21 protein-coding genes and 1 tRNA gene are annotated in these 18482 nt (G+C 36.6%); 4 read left to right on the forward strand and 18 right to left on the reverse strand.

The window, feature by feature from the left end; genetic code table 11:
- The coding region (locus tag MT489_RS22510) for an IS3 family transposase (RefSeq protein WP_425311309.1) at positions 1-87 on the forward strand (87 nt) is incomplete at its 5' end.
- A gap of 595 nt (positions 88-682) precedes the next feature.
- Here MT489_RS22510 and MT489_RS21600 read toward each other — a convergent pair.
- From MT489_RS21600 to MT489_RS21615, 4 genes are all read right to left on the reverse strand, one after another.
- Entirely contained in the window at positions 683-1486 is an 804-nt protein-coding gene (locus MT489_RS21600; protein WP_244683630.1) for a nuclease-related domain-containing protein, read from the reverse strand.
- 132 nt (positions 1487-1618) lie between these two features.
- On the reverse strand, positions 1619-1906 hold the full coding sequence (locus MT489_RS21605; RefSeq protein WP_244683631.1) for a hypothetical protein: 288 nt from the start codon (positions 1904-1906) through the stop codon (positions 1619-1621).
- Positions 1907-1911: 5 nt separating this feature from the next.
- The gene (locus tag MT489_RS21610) at positions 1912-2304 is read right to left on the reverse strand and encodes an SHOCT-like domain-containing protein (RefSeq protein ID WP_244683667.1); all 393 of its coding nucleotides are present in this window, start codon (positions 2302-2304) and stop codon (positions 1912-1914) included.
- 15 nt (positions 2305-2319) lie between these two features.
- Entirely contained in the window at positions 2320-2682 is a 363-nt protein-coding gene (locus tag MT489_RS21615; protein ID WP_244683632.1) for a DUF2089 domain-containing protein, read from the reverse strand.
- Between the two features lie 188 nt (positions 2683-2870).
- Here MT489_RS21615 and MT489_RS21620 point away from each other — a divergent pair, with 188 nt between their 5' ends.
- On the forward strand, positions 2871-3659 hold the full coding sequence (locus tag MT489_RS21620; RefSeq protein WP_244683633.1) for a TIGR00266 family protein: 789 nt from the start codon (positions 2871-2873) through the stop codon (positions 3657-3659).
- Positions 3660-3746: 87 nt separating this feature from the next.
- On the opposite strand, the gene MT489_RS21625 is transcribed toward MT489_RS21620, so the two are convergent.
- From MT489_RS21625 to MT489_RS21650, 6 genes are all read right to left on the reverse strand, one after another.
- On the reverse strand, positions 3747-4319 hold the full coding sequence (locus tag MT489_RS21625; protein WP_370876438.1) for a superoxide dismutase family protein: 573 nt from the start codon (positions 4317-4319) through the stop codon (positions 3747-3749).
- Positions 4320-4394: 75 nt separating this feature from the next.
- Positions 4395-5129 (reverse strand): SDR family NAD(P)-dependent oxidoreductase, encoded by a 735-nt coding sequence (locus MT489_RS21630; protein ID WP_244683635.1) that lies wholly within the window; start codon positions 5127-5129, stop codon positions 4395-4397.
- A 621-nt stretch (positions 5130-5750) separates the two neighbouring features.
- Positions 5751-6446 carry a hypothetical protein gene (locus tag MT489_RS21635; protein ID WP_244683636.1) on the reverse strand — a complete coding sequence of 232 codons (696 nt, stop codon included), beginning with the start codon at positions 6444-6446 and terminating at the stop codon, positions 5751-5753.
- Positions 6443-7192 (reverse strand): hypothetical protein, encoded by a 750-nt coding sequence (locus MT489_RS21640; RefSeq protein WP_244683637.1) that lies wholly within the window; start codon positions 7190-7192, stop codon positions 6443-6445. Before MT489_RS21640 ends, MT489_RS21635 begins: the two co-directional genes overlap by 4 nt.
- The gene (locus MT489_RS21645) at positions 7161-8069 is read right to left on the reverse strand and encodes an ATP-binding cassette domain-containing protein (RefSeq protein ID WP_244683638.1); all 909 of its coding nucleotides are present in this window, start codon (positions 8067-8069) and stop codon (positions 7161-7163) included. The genes MT489_RS21640 and MT489_RS21645 overlap by 32 nt, the downstream gene beginning before the upstream one ends.
- Positions 8066-8449 carry a GntR family transcriptional regulator gene (locus MT489_RS21650; RefSeq protein WP_244683639.1) on the reverse strand — a complete coding sequence of 128 codons (384 nt, stop codon included), beginning with the start codon at positions 8447-8449 and terminating at the stop codon, positions 8066-8068. Before MT489_RS21650 ends, MT489_RS21645 begins: the two co-directional genes overlap by 4 nt.
- Positions 8450-8624: 175 nt before the next feature.
- Between MT489_RS21650 and MT489_RS21655 the strand changes: the two genes are divergently transcribed.
- Together MT489_RS21655 and MT489_RS21660 are read left to right on the forward strand one after the other, a co-directional pair.
- Positions 8625-9332 (forward strand): GTP pyrophosphokinase, encoded by a 708-nt coding sequence (locus MT489_RS21655; RefSeq protein ID WP_244683668.1) that lies wholly within the window; start codon positions 8625-8627, stop codon positions 9330-9332.
- 59 nt (positions 9333-9391) lie between these two features.
- Positions 9392-9465, forward strand: a tRNA-Pro gene (locus tag MT489_RS21660).
- A gap of 201 nt (positions 9466-9666) precedes the next feature.
- On the opposite strand, the gene MT489_RS21665 is transcribed toward MT489_RS21660, so the two are convergent.
- From MT489_RS21665 to MT489_RS21700, 8 genes are all read right to left on the reverse strand, one after another.
- Positions 9667-10668: a phosphotransferase enzyme family protein gene (locus tag MT489_RS21665; protein ID WP_244683640.1), complete on the reverse strand. Its 1002-nt coding sequence runs from the start codon at positions 10666-10668 to the stop codon at positions 9667-9669.
- A gap of 254 nt (positions 10669-10922) precedes the next feature.
- Positions 10923-11474: a DUF3221 domain-containing protein gene (locus MT489_RS21670; RefSeq protein WP_244683641.1), complete on the reverse strand. Its 552-nt coding sequence runs from the start codon at positions 11472-11474 to the stop codon at positions 10923-10925.
- 237 nt (positions 11475-11711) lie between these two features.
- Positions 11712-12953 carry an ABC transporter permease gene (locus MT489_RS21675; protein WP_244683642.1) on the reverse strand — a complete coding sequence of 414 codons (1242 nt, stop codon included), beginning with the start codon at positions 12951-12953 and terminating at the stop codon, positions 11712-11714.
- Positions 12946-13878, reverse strand: coding sequence for an ABC transporter ATP-binding protein (locus MT489_RS21680; RefSeq protein WP_244683643.1), 933 nt, complete (start codon positions 13876-13878; stop codon positions 12946-12948). Before MT489_RS21680 ends, MT489_RS21675 begins: the two co-directional genes overlap by 8 nt.
- Before the next feature lie 117 nt (positions 13879-13995).
- Entirely contained in the window at positions 13996-15870 is a 1875-nt protein-coding gene (locus MT489_RS21685) for an FtsX-like permease family protein (RefSeq protein ID WP_244683644.1), read from the reverse strand.
- Positions 15845-16609, reverse strand: coding sequence for an ABC transporter ATP-binding protein (locus MT489_RS21690; protein WP_280518743.1), 765 nt, complete (start codon positions 16607-16609; stop codon positions 15845-15847). Before MT489_RS21690 ends, MT489_RS21685 begins: the two co-directional genes overlap by 26 nt.
- Positions 16610-16694: 85 nt before the next feature.
- On the reverse strand, positions 16695-17666 hold the full coding sequence (locus tag MT489_RS21695; RefSeq protein WP_244683646.1) for a sensor histidine kinase: 972 nt from the start codon (positions 17664-17666) through the stop codon (positions 16695-16697).
- Positions 17663-18364 (reverse strand): response regulator transcription factor, encoded by a 702-nt coding sequence (locus tag MT489_RS21700; protein WP_244683647.1) that lies wholly within the window; start codon positions 18362-18364, stop codon positions 17663-17665. The genes MT489_RS21695 and MT489_RS21700 overlap by 4 nt, the downstream gene beginning before the upstream one ends.
- Positions 18365-18482: the final 118 nt, after the last annotated feature.

Below are 18482 nucleotides of genomic sequence, written 5' to 3' on the forward strand. Positions count from 1 at the left end.
TATTACAACAATAACCGGATTAAGCAAAAACTGGCTGGCATGAGTCCGGTTCAATACCGTCTTCACACCAGCCAACTAGCTGCGTAATATGAAACTCTAACTTTTAGGGGTCACATCAGAGGCGGTTTTTTCTTTTTCTGTATGAACTAGTTATACTGTATGGCAATTTCCCTAATTGCTATAATTTCAGATATATTCATCCCGGTTTTATCAATTTCTCTAACATTCTCATGTTTATTTAATCATTTTTTGATTCTATTAGCCGTTGTGTTTGCTCTATTAGCCATCATTCGTTTCTATTAGCCGTTATGCTCGCTCTATTAGCCATCATTTGTTTCTATTAGCCGTTATGCTCGCTCTATTAGCCATCATTTGTTTCTATTAGCCGTTATGCTCGCTCTATTAGCCATCATTTGTTTCTATTAGCCGTTATGCTCTATCTATTAGCTATCATACTTGGTTTATCTTTTTTTCTCTTAGTCTTGAATTTTCATTAATCACATATTTAGGATTTTGCGAAGTTGTTCTACGCTCAATTCATATTCCCTATGCCTAAGCTCGCCTTTATATGGGAGATTGAGCGACTTTAGTATTTTTGAAGCCACATGAACTGATGATACTCCCGTGAATTCTCTAAACTTTCGATTAGTAATTTTAGAATCTAGAAGTATAGTATAATCTATTAAAGTTTTGTATAATGCCTTTTTATCTGTTTTACCGCATATAGTGCAGGTCCAATTTCTTCTGATTCTTTTAATAGATAGTGGTTGCATTCTTCACAAAAAATTCCCCTTAAAAGCTCTTCCTCCTGTATTTGATATCTCTCCATTAAATTCGGCCATGCTGGTGTATGCAACTTTAGCAGCAAACGGGTTATTTTCTGCATGTCTTTTTTATCTAATATCGGATTCCGAGATTTACGGCTGACCACTTCCAATTTTGTTCGAATAGCAGCTGGACGAATGACTTTTTGGGCAACAGATGGATAATTGGGATTTGGTTTAATGATGGAGTGTTGATTGGTTATCACAACAAAGGAGGTATTCGGCACTCGGGGTATTGAGTGTTTTTCTAGCAAGGCAGTTAAAAAATATTGTTGATTTTCTGCTTGGAGAATTGGATTGGGGAATATGTCTAGCTTGTTATCTAAGTTTCTTTCTAACTGATTTGGATCAAAAAACAGTTCTCCTAAGATGTTTTTCCCTTCTAATATAGCGAAAAAACTTGGGGAAACGATTAAGGTATCAATTTGAAAATAGGAATCTTCCGATATTGGAAGGCGCATATCGTGAAAAACAGCATACTCATCACTATTAAAAATACTCTCAACATAGTAATCCAGGCTTTGCTCTCCGCGAAATCCAGCCCATCTTCTGGATAATTCTTCTTCGATATCACCTCTTTTAGAATGATTTAGCGGAATCCTCTTCAACAATGCCTCTAGCATAAAAATTATAACCGGAACGGTTCTTGCTTTCTTAACCAATTCATCACCTCAAAAATAATAGTATAAGATATTTCTTCTACAAAACTTCTTACTTCCCTCTTTTAAAAATCAAATAGGCATCCCGACTCCGTGGAATGCCCCCGTAAATAATATCCTTTGTTTCATCCGCAGTTATAACCTTACAACTACTTCAGTCCCATCCTTATCTTTCACTTCCACGATTGTTAACCCGCGATAACGTTTGATTTCTCTCAATAATTTCCTAACCTCTTTGCGATCAATTGACGTAGGAATAAACGATTTTGCATGTTCTTCTACATTTTTTTGGATAACCGAATTATTTACAAATTTCCACAACATAGGGGAAGATACAACCCATCCGCCAGCTTGTAAAAGGGCATAAGGTAAAGGAACCGTGAATTCTTTCTTGTCTTTAAGTTTCACTTTAACTTTTAGCATGGCAATCACTCAATAACTACGGATACTTTTTCGCCCTTTTTACTCTCTACATCAACAATTTGACCTGACAATTCGTTTTCAATGGCTTCTAATATCAAGTCTACGTCTAGAACGTCAATATCTTTTACGTATTTCGCAGATTCCGGTATAGCAGAAGCAATGCTAAGACCCGTTTTTAATGCTACTTTGATTAATCGTAATGGCAAGTTTACGTTTACTTTATCGCCTTCCTCAGACATAACGCGAATTTTTAACATTTTATCTAGGTAGTTCGATCCTTTAATTGTAGCTGGAGTAGAATCTTTTTCCTTTAACGCTTGGATTAATTCACTAGCTTCATCTGAGTCAAGCTTTCCCTCTTGGACCATCGTAAGTACTTTTGTAATTTCTTCTTTCATCATCTATTTCCTCCCTTAATTTCCCTTTATTATTTTTAATGCTTCATCAGGAGAGATTTCCCCTCTTTCAAGCATCGTAATTACTTTCTTTTCATCTACTTCACTTTTCTTTTCGGCGTACCCAAGTGCAGAAACGATTTCGTTCAACTTCCCGCGAACAGTCGGGTAGGAGATTCCCAATTCTTTTTCAACTTCTTTAATATTTCCACGGGTTTTGAGGAATATTTCTATAAAAAATAGCTGTTCTTGACTAAGAGTCGCCAACTTAGATAATTCGAATTCATTTTCAATCGTTGTATGGCAATGAGTACATTGCAGTTTTGTAATCTTCAATGCTTCGCTGCAAACAGGGCAATTTGTGATAACAGGATAAGCCATATTCTTCTCCTCTCTTAAAGTTATTAACATAATAATACACATATTTAAAAATGTAAATAATATTTATTAAAAATATTAATGTTTTAATTAAAATAATTAACTTATCACCACTTTCCGATTAAAATAATTAATTCTTTGAAACTTTTTATCCAATAATCCGTACTCTTACCTAAAGGACGGTGGACAAAATGAAAAATCATGAGATTGATTACGAAATTTTTGGCGATGATATGCAGTTTGTACAAGTGGAACTTGATCCTGACGAAACAGTCGTAGCAGAAGCAGGCAGTTTAATGATGATGGAAGATGGCATTAGAATGGAAACTGTTTTTGGAGACGGGTCGAGCGAAGGAAATGGATTCATGGGCAAATTAATGGGTGCTGGGAAAAGACTTTTAACAGGTGAGAGTCTCTTTATGACGATGTTTACTAACGATAGCACAGGTAAAAAACATGTATCGTTTGCTTCACCTTATCCTGGCAAAATCATTCCGATGGACTTAAGTGAATATGGCGGAAAAATCATTTGCCAAAAAGACTCTTTTCTTGCGGCAGCAAAAGGAGTTTCTGTTGGAATTGCCTTTCAACGCAAACTAGGTGCTGGCTTTTTCGGTGGAGAAGGTTTCATCATGCAGAAGCTTGAAGGCGATGGTATGACATTTGTACATGCAGGCGGAACGATTCATAAAAAAGAATTAAGTCCTGGAGAAATCCTAAGAGTGGATACTGGCTGTCTTGTGGCGATGACGGGCGATGTGGATTACAATATCGAAATGGTAAAAGGAGTAAAAACAGCCCTATTCGGCGGAGAGGGATTATTTTTCGCAACACTTCGCGGTCCTGGAACAGTTTGGATACAATCTCTTCCATTTTCTCGACTTGCAAGTCGTGTCTTTGCAGCAATGCCTGCAGGCGGAGGTTCAAAAGATGAAGGTGGAATCGGCGGATTGTTTAACATTCTTGGGGGAGATCGATAAAATGAAAAAGGGGCTTGCCAATTAAATTTTGGACAAGCCCCTTTTACAATGTTCGACTGCCCTCATTATTGATTGGCAAGTCAATTATTATTTCTTAATAACTCCACATACTATTCGATCACCAGCATTGCCGGCTGGATTCGTCTTATAATCATCCTTTTGAACGTGGATTACAAGAGCACTTCCATCCTCATCAAGCAACGTATTTTTCTCACCTTGTTTAAGGGTTACATTTGGAGCAGTAATTTCCACATTAACCGTACCTTTTTCCGTTACCTCTATGTTTGGTAAGTCGCCAGCATGAAACCCCCTCGGATTATCAAATCCATGTTCTCTTTGACCAGGATTGTAATGGCCACCTGCAGATTTAAAATCCGGAGCTTCACATTTTCCCGTTTGGTGAAGGTGGATTGCCTTAGTACCAGGATCAAGCCCCTCCGCTTCGAGAAGAATTTTAACCCCTTCCGTTGTTTCGGTCACTGTGGCGTTTCCTACTTTTACGCCTTCCGTGTTAATCATATTAACGTATATCGGGGTATGACTAATAACTGGGATGGCCTCTTCCTGATACTTAGGATTTACTTCATTATCAGAAGCACATGCCGTTAAAAAAATAGTAAAAACCAAGGTTGCCGCAAGCATAATTGCTTTTTTCAAAATAAAAACCTCCTGTGTTTTAAATCCTTAGCATGATTACCAAGAATTTATTTTTTAAACACAGGATTCTAATCAATTTTATTCCTCATACATCATCTTTTTAGTCATTCCACCATCCACAACTAAGTTGATTCCTGTTACAAAATCATTCAAAGGATTCGTTAAATACAGACATGCTCTAGCGATATCTTCCGGCTTTCCGACTCGCCCAGAAAAGTGTTGAGTATGATCTACATCTCGTAAAGCTGCATAATCCCCCGTCTCGATCCATCCTGGCGAAATGGCATTTACGGTAATCCGATCCTCCGCAAATGATGCAGCAAGAGCATGAGTCACTGCAACAATACCGCCTTTTGAAGCAGCGTAAGCCTCAGAATTAGGTTCGGACATCAGCGCTCGAGTAGAGGCAATATTAACAATTGCCCCGCCCTTTTCATTTTTCCTCATATATTTTGCAGCTTCACGTGAACATAAAAATACGCTTCGTAAATTTGTATTAATCACGTTGTCCCATTCTTCAATTGACAAATCATAAGGAGAACGATTAATGCCTTTTCCAGTATTGTTGATTAAAATATCAATTTTACCGAAGTGTTCTACCGCTTTTTCCATTAGTTGAATAATTTCATCAGCGTTGCGCACATCGGTTCGTTGAAACAAGGCACCTGAGCCTAATTTTTCAGCCACAGCTTCTCCACTTGTTACATCAATATCCGCCAATACCACTTTTGCCCCTTGTTCGGCATAAGCTTTTGCAATTCCTTTTCCGATTCCATTTGCAGCCCCTGTAATAATGACAACTAGATTTTGCATAACATCCACATCCTAGTATATTATTTTGACTCTACGTAGCCATGGTAAAAATCGTCCGTTAACTCGATTGCGAATACTAAGGTAACCAGCGTGTTGCGAATCGACCTTCTCAAAGTCTTCCTATCTAAAAATTGATGCTGTATGTCTTCGATCCAATTTTCAGTGTTTTCGATTTGTTCAATTACCTTTAATAGATCTGCCTAGATTCTGCTGTCAATTCAACATTACCGTCTGCTAATAATTTTGTAAAAGATTTTCTGTTTTGCTTTAGCGCTTTTTTAAGTGAAGCTAATTCCTGTTTTTAGAGATCGATTGTTTTCCTAGTTCTACAATAAAAGAATCATCAATCGTGTTATAGAAATCCTTGACCGCAAGTGACACTTTATCCGTATCTTGTTCCTTAGCAAACTCCTAAGCGAGTTTTTATTTTTCAAGGAATTCCTTTCCGGATACATTGTCTTGGTTATAGGAGTAAGATTTATTTATACTAATCCAATTATATGGATAGACCAACTTATATAATGATTAACGTAATTAATGGTATGGCTATTTTTATACTTTTTAAATCGATTGCTCCCCTATAGATAAGTACGATCCTTCCCTGCTCCATTTCCAACTGTGCTATTGCAATTCATCTGTATAGTTGACCCAAATATCCTCATCTTCTACAATTTTTAGATCCTTTGGGATTTTTAAAAATACGTACCTAGCTTCTCCAAATGAACCCGATGAACCAATACCTTGGTCTTTTCTTCCTGTAAACTGGTTAATCACAAATTCATTTTTATATGTTGTGAAACTAATTTCTCTTTGTCTAGATTTGAAACTTAGATTTAAGTTATTATTTTGAATCTCAGCATTTAATGGTGTCATCTCGTCTGTTATATCGAATCCATCTAGGTTACTAGCAGCTATATATTTCACTTCTATTAATCCATCATTTTCAGGTTTTCTATCTACTATAATCGTACCATCGAAATAACCTTCAACCTGACGAATTTGCAGCTCTTTACCACTATAATCAAACTTCCACTCTTCACGAATGAGGGAAGGGTCAATTTCATTGATTCTTCCATGAAAAACAGCAGTGTCCAATGTCTCTAAGCTAGCCACTTTGGCCATCGGAAGTTCCTCAATTTCATGAGGAAGCATTTCGTACACAAAAACAGATAGCACCAAAAGAACAGCATATGTGAATAAAAAGATTTTTACAAACTGTTTATGTTTAAAGATGTATTTTAGTCGACTACTTATCAAAAACCAAACAAGGAGGATAATAAGAACAAGCAAAGGTCCAAATATTAATAAGTTCATCATTTCCTAACCTCCATTCTATTGGACAATACGGTAGCACCTGCAAACAACAGTCCTGAAATACCGACCACTTTTATGAGAAACAATGAAAAAACGGACTCTCTAAAAATAAAATCAAATACAACTTTTACCATACCCTCGTTTGTAATTCCTAAGAAAATGAAGGCCCCAATGATTATACAAGGAAGTAACACAATAAAAATTTTATTTATTTGAACAAGCATACCGAATATATAACCAAATGAGCTGAATAAAAGGACATACAAAATAGTTGCAAAAATACCAAGAAAGAATTCCTTTGGCGCAACAAGTAGCCCACTATTAACACCGTATTGGACATCAGAGGTGAAGTACGTAATGACTCTAAGTAAATATCCTGACAAAATGGCAGAAGTTCCACCAATAACACTAGTTGAAATTAGAAACAAGGCATTGGCAATATTACTGCTTACTCGATTTGATACGAATGAAAAATCATCATATCTTGCGGCTCTAGCTGTAATTAATATAGCTGTAAGAAATGCCCATAGAAACGTAAAAACAAGAACTGTTTCCGCAGAATAATACGAAATATGAATGGAATAATGCTCACTAGAAAATCCCATTCCCCCAGAACCACCTAACGAAAATAACAACCCCAACACTTGCATAAAAGCAAGGGAACTGAAACTACCAAAAAAGGCTCTTAATTTAAATTTATATTGTTTTTTCACAATATCAGATTGATTCAATTCGATTAAAGACATCATCTATTCCCCCCTTATCTGAGTTCGTCAAATATACGCATACATCGCTTGACGACACTGGTTTAAGTTCTATTCCGTCAAGCTTTAAACTTTGAATATCACTTTCAGTAAAGTCATTGCGTACAACCGTAAATGTACGATTTTGACTTTCTTGCTTGAATATAATCTCCCTTCCACGTGTCCAACCAGCTACTGCCGATTTTTTCCCTTGAAGACCAACTGCCCACTCTTTTAAATCGGAAATTGGTAGATGAAGATGAGCTTTTCCGTCTTTGATTAAAAGCACATCCTCCAAAAGATCTTCAATTTCGTTCAAATGATGGCTGGAAATAATAATTGTACGTGGAAAGGCGATGTAATCTTTTAGCAATGCCCTATAAAAGTCTTTTCGAACCGCCGCGTCCATTCCAGTCGTCGGTTCATCAAATATCGTAAGAGCGCACCTCGATGCCAAACCAAAAATCATATTAAATGTACTTTTCATTCCTTTTGAAAGGTTGTTATGCAGCTGTTTTGGATTAAGAGAAAAATAGTTAAAAAGTCCATCTGCAAGCTCAGCGTTAAAATTTCCGTAAAAGCGCCTTGCTTCATTTAAAATTTCCGCCAGATTCATAGAAGAAGGAAAAGTCATTTGATCATCAATATGAATACTATTTGCTGATACAAACAAGTTATTGAATGGGGCTTCTGAAAAAACCTCGATTTGACCTGAAGTTTCATGAATAAACCCTGAAATAATGTTTAGTAAAGTGGTTTTCCCAGCCCCATTTCGACCAATCAAGCCTGTAATTTTATTTTCTTGAATCGTGAAGGACATTTGATCGAGTACATTATGCCGACCATACTTTTTCGTTAAATTCGCGCATTGGATCACATTCACTTATCATCACTCCTTCTTCTACTCGTTTCTTGAATCATCTTTATTAAATCCGCTTCAGAAACACTTAAACGCTTTGCTTCTATAACCAATGTTTCAACCAATTCTTTTAACGTTTCATTTTTTCGCTTATCAAGTATTCGTGCTCGTGCACCTTCAGACACAAACATTCCAAGCCCACGTTTTTTATAAAGAATTTGCTCTTCCGCCAAAATATTCAACCCCTTTGCAGCCGTAGCTGGATTTATATTGAACAACTCTGCAAGCTGATATTGCGAGTACATTTTGTCATCAGTATTAAAATTTCCGCTAATAATTTCGTTTTCTAACCATTCCGATATTTGCACATAAATTGGTTTAGAACTGTCCGAGTTTAATATCACACAGCTACCCCCTCTCTGGTATAGTGCATTACTGTTGTAATGTACAATATAATATTATGCTTAAAAATGCAAGATGCAAATTAAATATGGTACGATATTTTTAAAGTAGTCAGCAAGAAGGGAAGAGCATCTCGTGGAAAATGATCATATTATTGACTTAAATCGTTTGAAAGAAATGCGAGTGGAACTAACTCGTTTTATGATGGCTTATAAATTCGCTTGCGATGAAATCAATACAAAAATCAATATTTTATCAGACGAATTCAACTATATTCACGATTACAACCCGATTGAACATGTTAAATCTCGTGTGAAGTCGCCCGAAAGTATTTTTAAAAAAGTGTTACGCAAAGGATATGACTTTTCTCTTGATTCAATTAGGGAGAATATTAGGGATATAGCGGGTGTTCGTATTACATGTTCGTTTATTTCCGATATTTATGTGCTCAGCGATATGTTGAAAAATCAAGGGGATATTAAAATCGTAGAAGTGAAGGATTATATAAAAAATCCAAAGCCAAATGGATATCAAAGTCTTCACATGATCGTGGAAATTCCTATTTTCATGACGGATCGTACTGAAAATACATATGTTGAAATTCAAATTCGTACAATCGCGATGGATTTCTGGGCGAGCTTAGAACATAAAATTTATTACAAATACAATAAGGAAATTCCTGAAAGACTTGCAAATGAACTTCGAAATGCAGCCGTAGTCGCGGCTGAACTGGATCGAAAAATGGAACAGCTTCAAAAAGAAGTATCTGCAATTAAGGAAGAAAATGAAGAGGAGACTGGACTTGCCTTTTTAGAAAACGGACAAATTCCGACTATTTTAATGAAAACTTTATCCGAGTACCAGAAAAAGATCGAGCAAGAGTAGATAAAATATTAAGACGATTGTTTATATTCTGATCGTGTCCTATAATTAGAGTGAAATATCGGGATGTAGCTCAGCTTGGTAGAGCACTAGCATGGGGTGCTAGGGGTCGCAGGTTCGATTCCTGTCATCCCGATAAAACGTGGTAATTCCAAATCCTTTCTAATCTAGGCTTAAAGATTCCTTCCATTCAAATATTCATAAAGCAAAAAAACTCTTCTTTTTGTCATGAAAAAGGAGAGTTTTTTTAATAAATGAATTTCTTAAGCCAGGTGTACGCCTTAACAATGATAATAATATGAATAGAACCTGTTGGACAGCCGTGTGACTTGGTAATCTATATAATGTTACTAATCAAATCAAGATCCACAATCGCCTCGTTTTTTTCAATACGTTCCTTGATTTCAGCAATCCAATGCTGCATTCGTTCTGTTCGTTCCTCAGCCGGCACTTTTTTACTAAAAACAGAATATAAATCAACATCCCTTAGCTTTAAAAACAACGAAATCGTTTCGATACATTCTTGTGAAAGCTCATTTTCCTCGCGATACCCTTCCAGAAAAGCTTGCATGAACTCTCTTGCAAATTCATTGCGCTCCTCCCTTGTTCCATATAAATGCTTACTAATGAGAGAATAATAAAGCGGAATGGCAATATCAGACGCAAAAAAGTGATAGCTTGCATCATCAAAATCGAAAATATGAATTGCATCCCCATCATAGAAAAAGTTTCCAGCATGGATATCTGTATGGATAAGTCCATAAGAATCTTTCGTTTTTGGCAATTTCTCGATTTCTGCCACGACATTCCGAGCTGCTTTCAAGGCTGCTTTGTCAGACTCAGGATAGTAATATTCTAAACGCAATAAATCATTTTCATCCCATTGATAACGTGGCTGGATGTTCTCCCCTGGTTGATAGCTTTTTGTAAAATTGTGCATTTTTCCAATCACTTTTCCCCAAATACGAAAAAGTTTCTCATTAAAGTCAACTAGCTTCACAGGATTTCCCCGTGCTTTCTCAAACAAAGAGGCATAGAAAACGGAATCCTCTGCCTGAAATGCCTCCACTGTATTCCCATTTGGAGATAGAAACACCGCTGGAATATTGATTCCACAACCATGCAAATATTGAATCCAATCCAACTCCGATTCTAATTCCTTTTGCGTACGATGTGAACTATGCGTAACTCTTAATATTTTCGCTTCTCCCTCATGATTAACTTCAAAAGCATAATTCTCAAAATCACCGAGCTTTTTAAAGTTAGTATCTAAATGATAGGTACTCAAGATTTTATTCATGATTTCAGAAGTGAATTGTTTTTCTACTGAATGTTCCAAGTTTGTTTCCCCCAATGTTCCTAGTGATAACCAAATTATAATATATTTGGCATTGGGTGCGTTTAACCTTCTTTTTCTATTTCCTCCAGTGAAAGTTTCTTTCCTTTATATAAGAAATTTTAACGCGCGGTATTCAAGGGTGTTTGAGGATTCATCAATGGAACTATCCTATATTCATCATTCAAAGCATGTTTGCTTTTGTTTCTTATACGAAAAAAATCCGTTTAAAGCATAGATGTGCTTCTCCAAATTTTCTATTGTTCTACCTTGTCTTCAATATCCAACTCATACTCGCTTTCTCCTTGTTTGATTCCAACCTTCCAAATATCTTGTGCTTCGTTATATTCAATATGCCGTATGGCAGGAAACCAGTTGGACTTATTTTCCGCTACTTTCACGGCTTCCCTTACTACTTGAGCTTCAGTTAAATCAGCTTTATCTGGTTTATACGTAGGCAGTATTTCAATTTTCCCAGCTTTTGCTTGAGCCGGAAATGATTCCATAATAGGGCCATCAACTTCGATCCTTACCCTCTGACCGATTTCTATTTTTCCCTTTACATTCGAGAAGCTAATTGCATTATAGAATTCTTTTACCCCACCCGATTTGCTAAAATCTTGGGGCTGGGCATCTACTACTAAGACCATTTCTCCATCTTTTTTTACTACATAAGCACCTTCCTTGGATGGCTTATTTACTATATTGGCACCAGAATTAGCTTTTGCCAAAGTATCATTGGATTTGCATCCAGTTAGAATGAAAAGGAGAAAAATGGCCAATGGAAACAACCAAAATCGAAATCTCATTTTCTCACCCCTTTTTCCCTTTATATGTTAGACGTATTAAGAAAAAAAACGTTCCATTTTACATCTGGTCAAAGGTTTGATTAGTTTGCCATTGTTTTGAAAAATGAATCGCTATAATAATTGATTTTTTTATAGTAATCTCTTCTATATCGGTAATAATTCTAAAAGAGGATATTTTTGCAAATTAAAAAAGCTCTCGGATTCAACATTCACCGAGAGCTTTTACCTATATTTAAACTACGCCCACAACCACTTCCATATTTCTTTCGGCGTAGCATTTTTCCCGTACATAAGAATTCCGATTTTGAATATTTTTCCTGCGGCTTTCATCATCAACCAGATTGTCACAAAAAGTATGGCTAACGCGATAATAATTTCAATCCATGGCCATTCATCAAGCATAGAGAGACGAATAATCCAGACGGCTGGTGACGTGATTGGAAAGAATGAGCCGATTTTGGCGATGATACCGCTCGGATCTGAAATAATTGGTCCGATAAAAATTAAAGGTAAAAACGGGAGCATCATGACGATTCCTTGGAAGTTGCTCGTTGCTGTCATGTCTTCTACCGTTGCACCAATCGCTACGAAAATTGAAGAGAATAATAGATATCCTGAAACGGCCAGCAATAATAGCAACAACAACTCAGGAACCAATAAGTATTCCATCAGTGGCAGTTCTAATTTCCAGGCAACTAGCGGCATGCCGACCGCGAGCCACACAACAACTTGAGTGATTCCTAATACGAAGTAGCCGATGATTTTCCCTTGCATTAATTCACCTGGGGTGACAGAAGACAAGATGATTTCTGCTACTTTTTCTTTCTTTTCCTGAGAAGCAGAAGTGAAAATCATCATTCCTGTCATGACTATTGAAAACAAGATAATTCCCGCAAAGGCACCAGGTATCACTCTTTTTAGTGGATCATTCTCGTCTACGGCCTCATTCTCAGCAGTTCCCCCGTCGGATGTTGCTTCACCCAAGTCTGCTTGCTGAACCGAAATACCTTTTGCAATTACATTTTTTTGCTCCTCAGATAGTCCAAGTCTATCAATTTGTAGTTGGCGTAAGGGTGCTTCAAGTGTATAAGCCTCATAGACAAAGTTTTCACTTACATCTTCACTCATATATAGATTGATTAATCCCTCGTTCAACGTTTTTTCTGTAAGTGGGATATAAACTGTATTTTCAGTATCGGTTACTTGTTCCTGCATCTCTGGCTCCGTTACTTCTGTTAAAAGCAAATCCCAATTTAAATCCTGGGTCTCTACAATTGCCTTCACATCATCCCAAACTCCTAATTCGTCTAGGACAAAAACTTTAACAGTATCGGCATTGTCATCCCCACCACTAAATAGTTGGGGAACAAAAAAGAAAAACATGAAAAGAGCAGGAGTCAATAATAGAGAAATAATGAACGATTTGTTCATCATATTTCTTTTAATCTCCCATTTTGCTACTTTTAAGCTATTACGCATTGACTGCACTCCTCTCGTTTACAATATGTTGATCCGTTGCAACATCGATAAAAATTTCATGGAGTGAAATCCGGTCAATAGAAAGCTCCTGTATATTTAAGTTTTCAGGTAACTGCCTAAGCCAAAGAGGAACGACTACATCCTGAGATAAATAAACAACAGATACGTCGCCTTTTTGTTCAACACGGTTCACGTGAGAAAGTCTCTCTAATAACGAAATGTCATTTTTACCGCGGATTGTACATTTAAAATTAGAATATTGATTTTTGACTTCTGCCAATGTTCCATAAATCACTTTTTGACCGCGATGGATCATAAATAAACGATCACATACTTCTTCGACCATATTCATTTGATGTGAAGATAATAGAATCGCTGTTCCTTTGCTCGCTAAATCCTTAATTTCATTTTTAAAAACTTCCTGACTCACCGGGTCTAATCCTGAAAAAGGCTCGTCTAAAATCAATAATTCAGGTTCGTGAATAATCGATCCAATAAATTGAACCTTTTGCCCCATTCCTTTTGACAATTCTTCTACAGAAACTTTTTCTTTACCTTCCAGTCCTAACTTTGCCAGGTACTCAAGTGCTCTCGCCTTAGCTTTTTTAATCGGGTAATCCTTCAGTTCAGCTAAATACAAAATCATATCCAACACTTTTACGTTTTTATACAACCCACGTTCTTCAGGCAAATAACCAATTTTATTACGAGGAATTTCTCCAGATGCATAGTTATGAAAGTTCACAGAACCTTCATCTGGATACATAATCCCCATTATATTTCGGATGGTCGTCGATTTTCCTGCTCCATTTGGACCAAGAATAGCCATGATTTCTCCTTTTCTTACATCAAAATTTATATTTTGAATGATTTGAATTTGTTTAAAAGACTTTCCAAGCCCTTCGACCGACAAAACTGTCTCCATCGTATCCAATCCCCTTTCGTCGTTCGCAAATTTTCTCTTGCGATTTGACTCCGATATCTTTCCTTACGATTGAAAAGGATAAAGGTTCCAGAAAAAAGCACTCATCTCGATGAGTGCCTAAATTGAACGTCTAATTTTTCGAATATAATTCGATCGAATAAATAGAAAGTAAATGATTTGTATGCCAGCAAAGCTGCTTAGTACCAAAGTCGATTCCTTTACCAAACTATAATTAAACATATGCTCTAACGCTGTCAAAGCTACCGCCCCATGGATAAGGGCAACAATAATTGGAACGAAAAACAGCAAACTCAATTGAATCGTAATGATTTTAGACAATTCTTTATCCGTCAATCCTAACTTCCTTATTGCAGAAAATTTTCGCTTTTCATCTTCGAAGTCAGCGTATAGTCTGAAGTATAGAAAGCTACCAGCTGATATGAAAAATACGGCTCCAATAAATAATCCTATAAATAAAACGGCACCAAAGGCCTGATTGATTTCATGCCATGAATAAGCTAATGAAAAAAATTCATGCTTACCTTCTCTGTCAAATTCACCGATCTTACTTGATAATTTTTTTCCTGCTTCTGCTGATTGTTTCCAATCCTTCATATAAAAAGCATAGTATGTTTGTTTCCATTCATAGGTTTTCATCTGATCAAACACTTCATCAGAAACCACTAGAAAATTTCGATATGCTGGAAATACATTAGTAGGAATGGCTTTTTCCTGTTCCAGCACTAGATTGCCAAAAGTGATCTTTTCATGCTGTATAGGCCTGGAGGTTCCATCAATCGCACTTTCGTAAAATAGCAAAATAGCTTCATTTTCTTTAAGGTTAACTTGCTCAGCTTCCTCACCTACCATTGCAAGTAAATGATTGTATCCAGATTCACTCGTAACATTATATGAATCACTAGTCGAAAGCACTCGTTTAATATCCGTTCTTACTTCTTTATATCGCAAATTTTCAAGTTCATCTCTAATTAGTTGGATATGCTTCGTTTCTAAATGGTTGTCTTCTCTAGATGTATATTCAAAAGCAAACGGGTTATTTTTCAACAAATCTGCTGTCATCATCGTCCTAAACCCAACAAGCGCACCAATCGCAGAAAATGCTACAGTAGAAACAATTGCAACGAAGAAAAAGGCTCTCGCGTTGTCTTTCATCCGATAAGCAAGATCGGACATTACGACAATGTTTGTTTTTCTCAAAAAGAAGGATTTGTTCTTTTTCAATCGATTAATCAAAAACACACTAAGCTGTGTAAAAAGAAAATATGTGCCAATAATGACGACTGTTGTAACAGGAATCATCGCTATAACGACCTGCAAATTACGGGCTATTAAAGCACCTGCGTACCCAATACCTAAAAGGAAAATGGCTAACAACGATAATGCAATAGATGCTTTTGGCTCTTTTTTAGGAGCTGCACTTCCTTTTATTAAATCAACGAGCTTATTCCCTTTCAAAACCGAAACCGTGAAAAAGGATATAACGATGAATAGAAACAGAAACGCTACAAACGTCAATACTATAGCGCTAACTGGCCAATAGAAAGGCAAAACTTCATCTAAATTCAACACATTTTCCGCAGCTAATAAAATCATTTTTGAAAAAACAACGCCTATCAGCATTCCAAACACGGTCGCAAAAAAACCGATAAAGACATTTTCTAAAAAGACCATTTTGCGAAGCTGCATATTTGTCATTCCGTGCATGACCATAAGACCGAATTCTTTTTTTCTTGATTTTAAAAATGCGCTCATTGAAACTAGCACAAATATAAATGAGAAAACATAAATAATCCCTTCAGCAAAATGTAGGCCTATCGCTACTTCCGCATTAATATTTTTAAGTGCAGGATGGAATGCAAATATGGCGTAAACAAAAAACACTAAAACAGAAAACATACTGCTTAAAAAGTAAGCGGCATATGTCCTTTTATTACGAAATACATTGTTAAATGCGAACTGCCTGAAGGTCATTTGAATCCCCTCCTAACAGTGACAGTACATCGATGATTTTTTGAAAAAAGGCTTGGCGATTATCCCCACGGTGAATTTCATTATAAAATTTCCCGTCTTTAATAAATACAACTCGGTTACAATAGCTAGCTGCAATTGGATCATGTGTAACCATCATCATCGTCGTATTATCTTTTTTATTGATCGATTCCATCATTTCCATCACAGACCTGGATGCTTTCGAATCAAGATTTCCAGTCGGCTCATCCGCCAGCACCATTTGCGGGGAATGAATTGTAGCACGTGCAATAGCCGTTCTTTGCGCCTGCCCTCCAGAAATTTCATAAATACGCTTTTTCAAAATTTCCTTAATCCCTAATTTTTCAGCAATGGCTTCTACTTTTTCATCCATTACTTTTACATTTACTCCGTCTAATGTAAGCGGCAGGACAATATTTTCTTCAACTGTAAGCGTCGGGAGTAGATTGAAATCTTGGAAAACAAAACCTAATTGCCTGCGCCTGAATAAAGCAAGGTCATTTTGTTTTAGGCGAAACGGATCCTTACCATTAATTAAAATCGACCCGGACGTCGGCTGGTCAATTGTTGCCACCATATTTAAAAGGGTTGTCTTTCCGCTTCCGGAAGGTCCCATAATCCCAACAAACTCACCTTCTTCAATGGTTAAATCTATATCTGATAGTGCCCTATAAGCAACTTTTCCATCATACACTTTACTTAAATATTTGATTTTTAACATTTCCATTATAAAAATCCCCTTTCCATCTATCGTTATTGTAGATGAAAAGAGGAATCTTCAACCATCTATTTATCTTTCAGTTTCCTTACATCTTTGTAAGGAATGTTATTTTTACGGTTGTTCCCTTACCTACTTCTGATTCAACCTCAATATCATGTCCAATCCTATCACAAATTTCTTTAACAAGGTATAACCCCATTCCGGTTGATTCACGGTACCTCCTACCATTTTCTCCAGTATAAAATGGATTAAATACTCGCTTTATATCTGACTTCGGAATCCCTATTCCATTGTCTCGAACCTCGATGCATCTTTGTGAACCTTGTATAAAAATCTTTTGCGATTTTCCTGCTGAATATTTTACAGCGTTCGTGATTAACTGATTCAACGTAAACATCAACCATTTTTCATCCGAATCAACGAAAATGTTTGGGTCAATCTGGATTTCTGGGTAAACACGATTTTTAATAAAAAGCCGTTTATTTTCACTGACTGCTTGTTCCGCTATTTTTCTTAAGTTAACAGGACCCACCTGAAAGTCATGTTCAAACGTCTCAAGTCTAGCGGCATATAAAACCATATCCAAGCCTTTCCCAATTTTATCTACTTCTTCTTGAATGCTGGTGAAACGTTCGTCATCCTCCTCTTGGGTGATCAATTGGATGACCGAAAGAGGGGTCTTCATTTGATGTACCCACTGATTGATAAAAGTTAAATGATCATTCCGTTTTCTCTCTTGAAGGTGAAGTTCATTCATATATTGAGTATGTTGTGATTTTAGAAGGTGAGTCAATGCTTCAGGAAGTGGAGAAAATCCTAGCATTTCATTTACCTCATCAAGCTTATGAACAGGATTAGATAGCCTCTTGTAAAAATCTTTATGTGTAAAATAGCGGTAAAATAAGTAAGCTGTTAATAAGCAAATCCCGATAAATAAAGAATAAAGAGCAGTTAAGTAATTGCGGTAGCCATCCATTATATAGATAGACAAGACCGCTATCATTTGTGCGATATTCACAATGATTAGTGCAAGATTATCACGAAAAAATAACTTCATCTCTCTTCAACCCAATTAGGAACTAGCCGGTATCCCGCTCCCCGGACAGTTTCAATCGCCTCATGAATGCCTAGCTCATGCAATTTTTTTCGCACACGTGTCACGTTTACATTTAGGGTGTTTTCATCAACAAATGATTGATCATCCCAAAGCTTTTCTAAAATTGTTTCGCGATTGACCAATCGTGGAGAACGTTTCATCAGCGTTTCTAGCAAGATAGCTTCTTTTTTAGTTAATAAAACAGTCTTTTCTCCCATTTTCGCCTCCATCCGTTCCATATATAGGATTAGTCCATCAATTTCAACGGTTCGTTCTTCAACTTTTAAGGCATATTCCCCGTACGCTCTTCGTAATTGGCTCCGTATTTTAGCCATAACCACCTCGTAATGAAACGGTTTTGTTATAAAATCATCTGCACCATTTTCTAAGGCCATCACTTGATCCATTTCACCTGACCTAGCTGAAATAAACAAAATCGGGCATGTTGATATTTTCCGAATTTGCCTACACCAATAATACCCGTCATAGCTTGGCAAATTAATGTCTAGGAGAACCAGGTCTGGATTTACTTTCATGAAAAGTTCTATTATATAATCAAAATCTTCCGCTAGAGTAGCTTGATATCCATACTTTTCAAGATGACCTTGAAGAAGCTTTGCAATTTTCGGATCATCCTCTACAATCATGATTTTCGCCATATCGATCTTCCCTTTAACAATTATTACCTTCCATTATAGAACAAAATCGCGAGCTGCTGTTACTAGACGGAAACTATTACCTAGAAAGTTATCTACAAGGTTTTAATTTTTTATTTTC

The organism is Lederbergia wuyishanensis (genome assembly GCF_022900255.1).
In the GTDB taxonomy this organism is placed as follows: domain Bacteria; phylum Bacillota; class Bacilli; order Bacillales; family Bacillaceae_C; genus Lederbergia; species Lederbergia wuyishanensis.

Excerpts from the sequence above, each read along its gene's own strand:
- MT489_RS21675 (WP_244683642.1), bottom strand. The coding sequence starts at position 12,953 with ATGCGTAATAGCTTAAAAGTAGCAAAATGGGAGATTAAAAGAAATATG.
- MT489_RS21635 (WP_244683636.1), bottom strand. The coding sequence starts at position 6,446 with ATGATGAACTTATTAATATTTGGACCTTTGCTTGTTCTTATTATCCTC.
- MT489_RS21700 (WP_244683647.1), bottom strand. The coding sequence starts at position 18,364 with ATGGCGAAAATCATGATTGTAGAGGATGATCCGAAAATTGCAAAGCTT.
- MT489_RS21680 (WP_244683643.1), bottom strand. The coding sequence starts at position 13,878 with ATGGAGACAGTTTTGTCGGTCGAAGGGCTTGGAAAGTCTTTTAAACAA.
- MT489_RS21655 (WP_244683668.1), top strand. The coding sequence starts at position 8,625 with ATGCGAGTGGAACTAACTCGTTTTATGATGGCTTATAAATTCGCTTGC.
- MT489_RS21615 (WP_244683632.1), bottom strand. The coding sequence starts at position 2,682 with ATGGCTTATCCTGTTATCACAAATTGCCCTGTTTGCAGCGAAGCATTG.
- MT489_RS21690 (WP_280518743.1), bottom strand. The coding sequence starts at position 16,609 with ATGTTAAAAATCAAATATTTAAGTAAAGTGTATGATGGAAAAGTTGCT.
- MT489_RS21685 (WP_244683644.1), bottom strand. The coding sequence starts at position 15,870 with ATGACCTTCAGGCAGTTCGCATTTAACAATGTATTTCGTAATAAAAGG.
- MT489_RS21695 (WP_244683646.1), bottom strand. The coding sequence starts at position 17,666 with ATGAAGTTATTTTTTCGTGATAATCTTGCACTAATCATTGTGAATATC.
- MT489_RS21630 (WP_244683635.1), bottom strand. The coding sequence starts at position 5,129 with ATGCAAAATCTAGTTGTCATTATTACAGGGGCTGCAAATGGAATCGGA.
- MT489_RS21610 (WP_244683667.1), bottom strand. The coding sequence starts at position 2,304 with ATGAAAGAAGAAATTACAAAAGTACTTACGATGGTCCAAGAGGGAAAG.
- MT489_RS21620 (WP_244683633.1), top strand. The coding sequence starts at position 2,871 with ATGAAAAATCATGAGATTGATTACGAAATTTTTGGCGATGATATGCAG.
- MT489_RS21640 (WP_244683637.1), bottom strand. The coding sequence starts at position 7,192 with ATGATGTCTTTAATCGAATTGAATCAATCTGATATTGTGAAAAAACAA.
- MT489_RS21605 (WP_244683631.1), bottom strand. The coding sequence starts at position 1,906 with ATGCTAAAAGTTAAAGTGAAACTTAAAGACAAGAAAGAATTCACGGTT.
- MT489_RS21670 (WP_244683641.1), bottom strand. The coding sequence starts at position 11,474 with ATGAGATTTCGATTTTGGTTGTTTCCATTGGCCATTTTTCTCCTTTTC.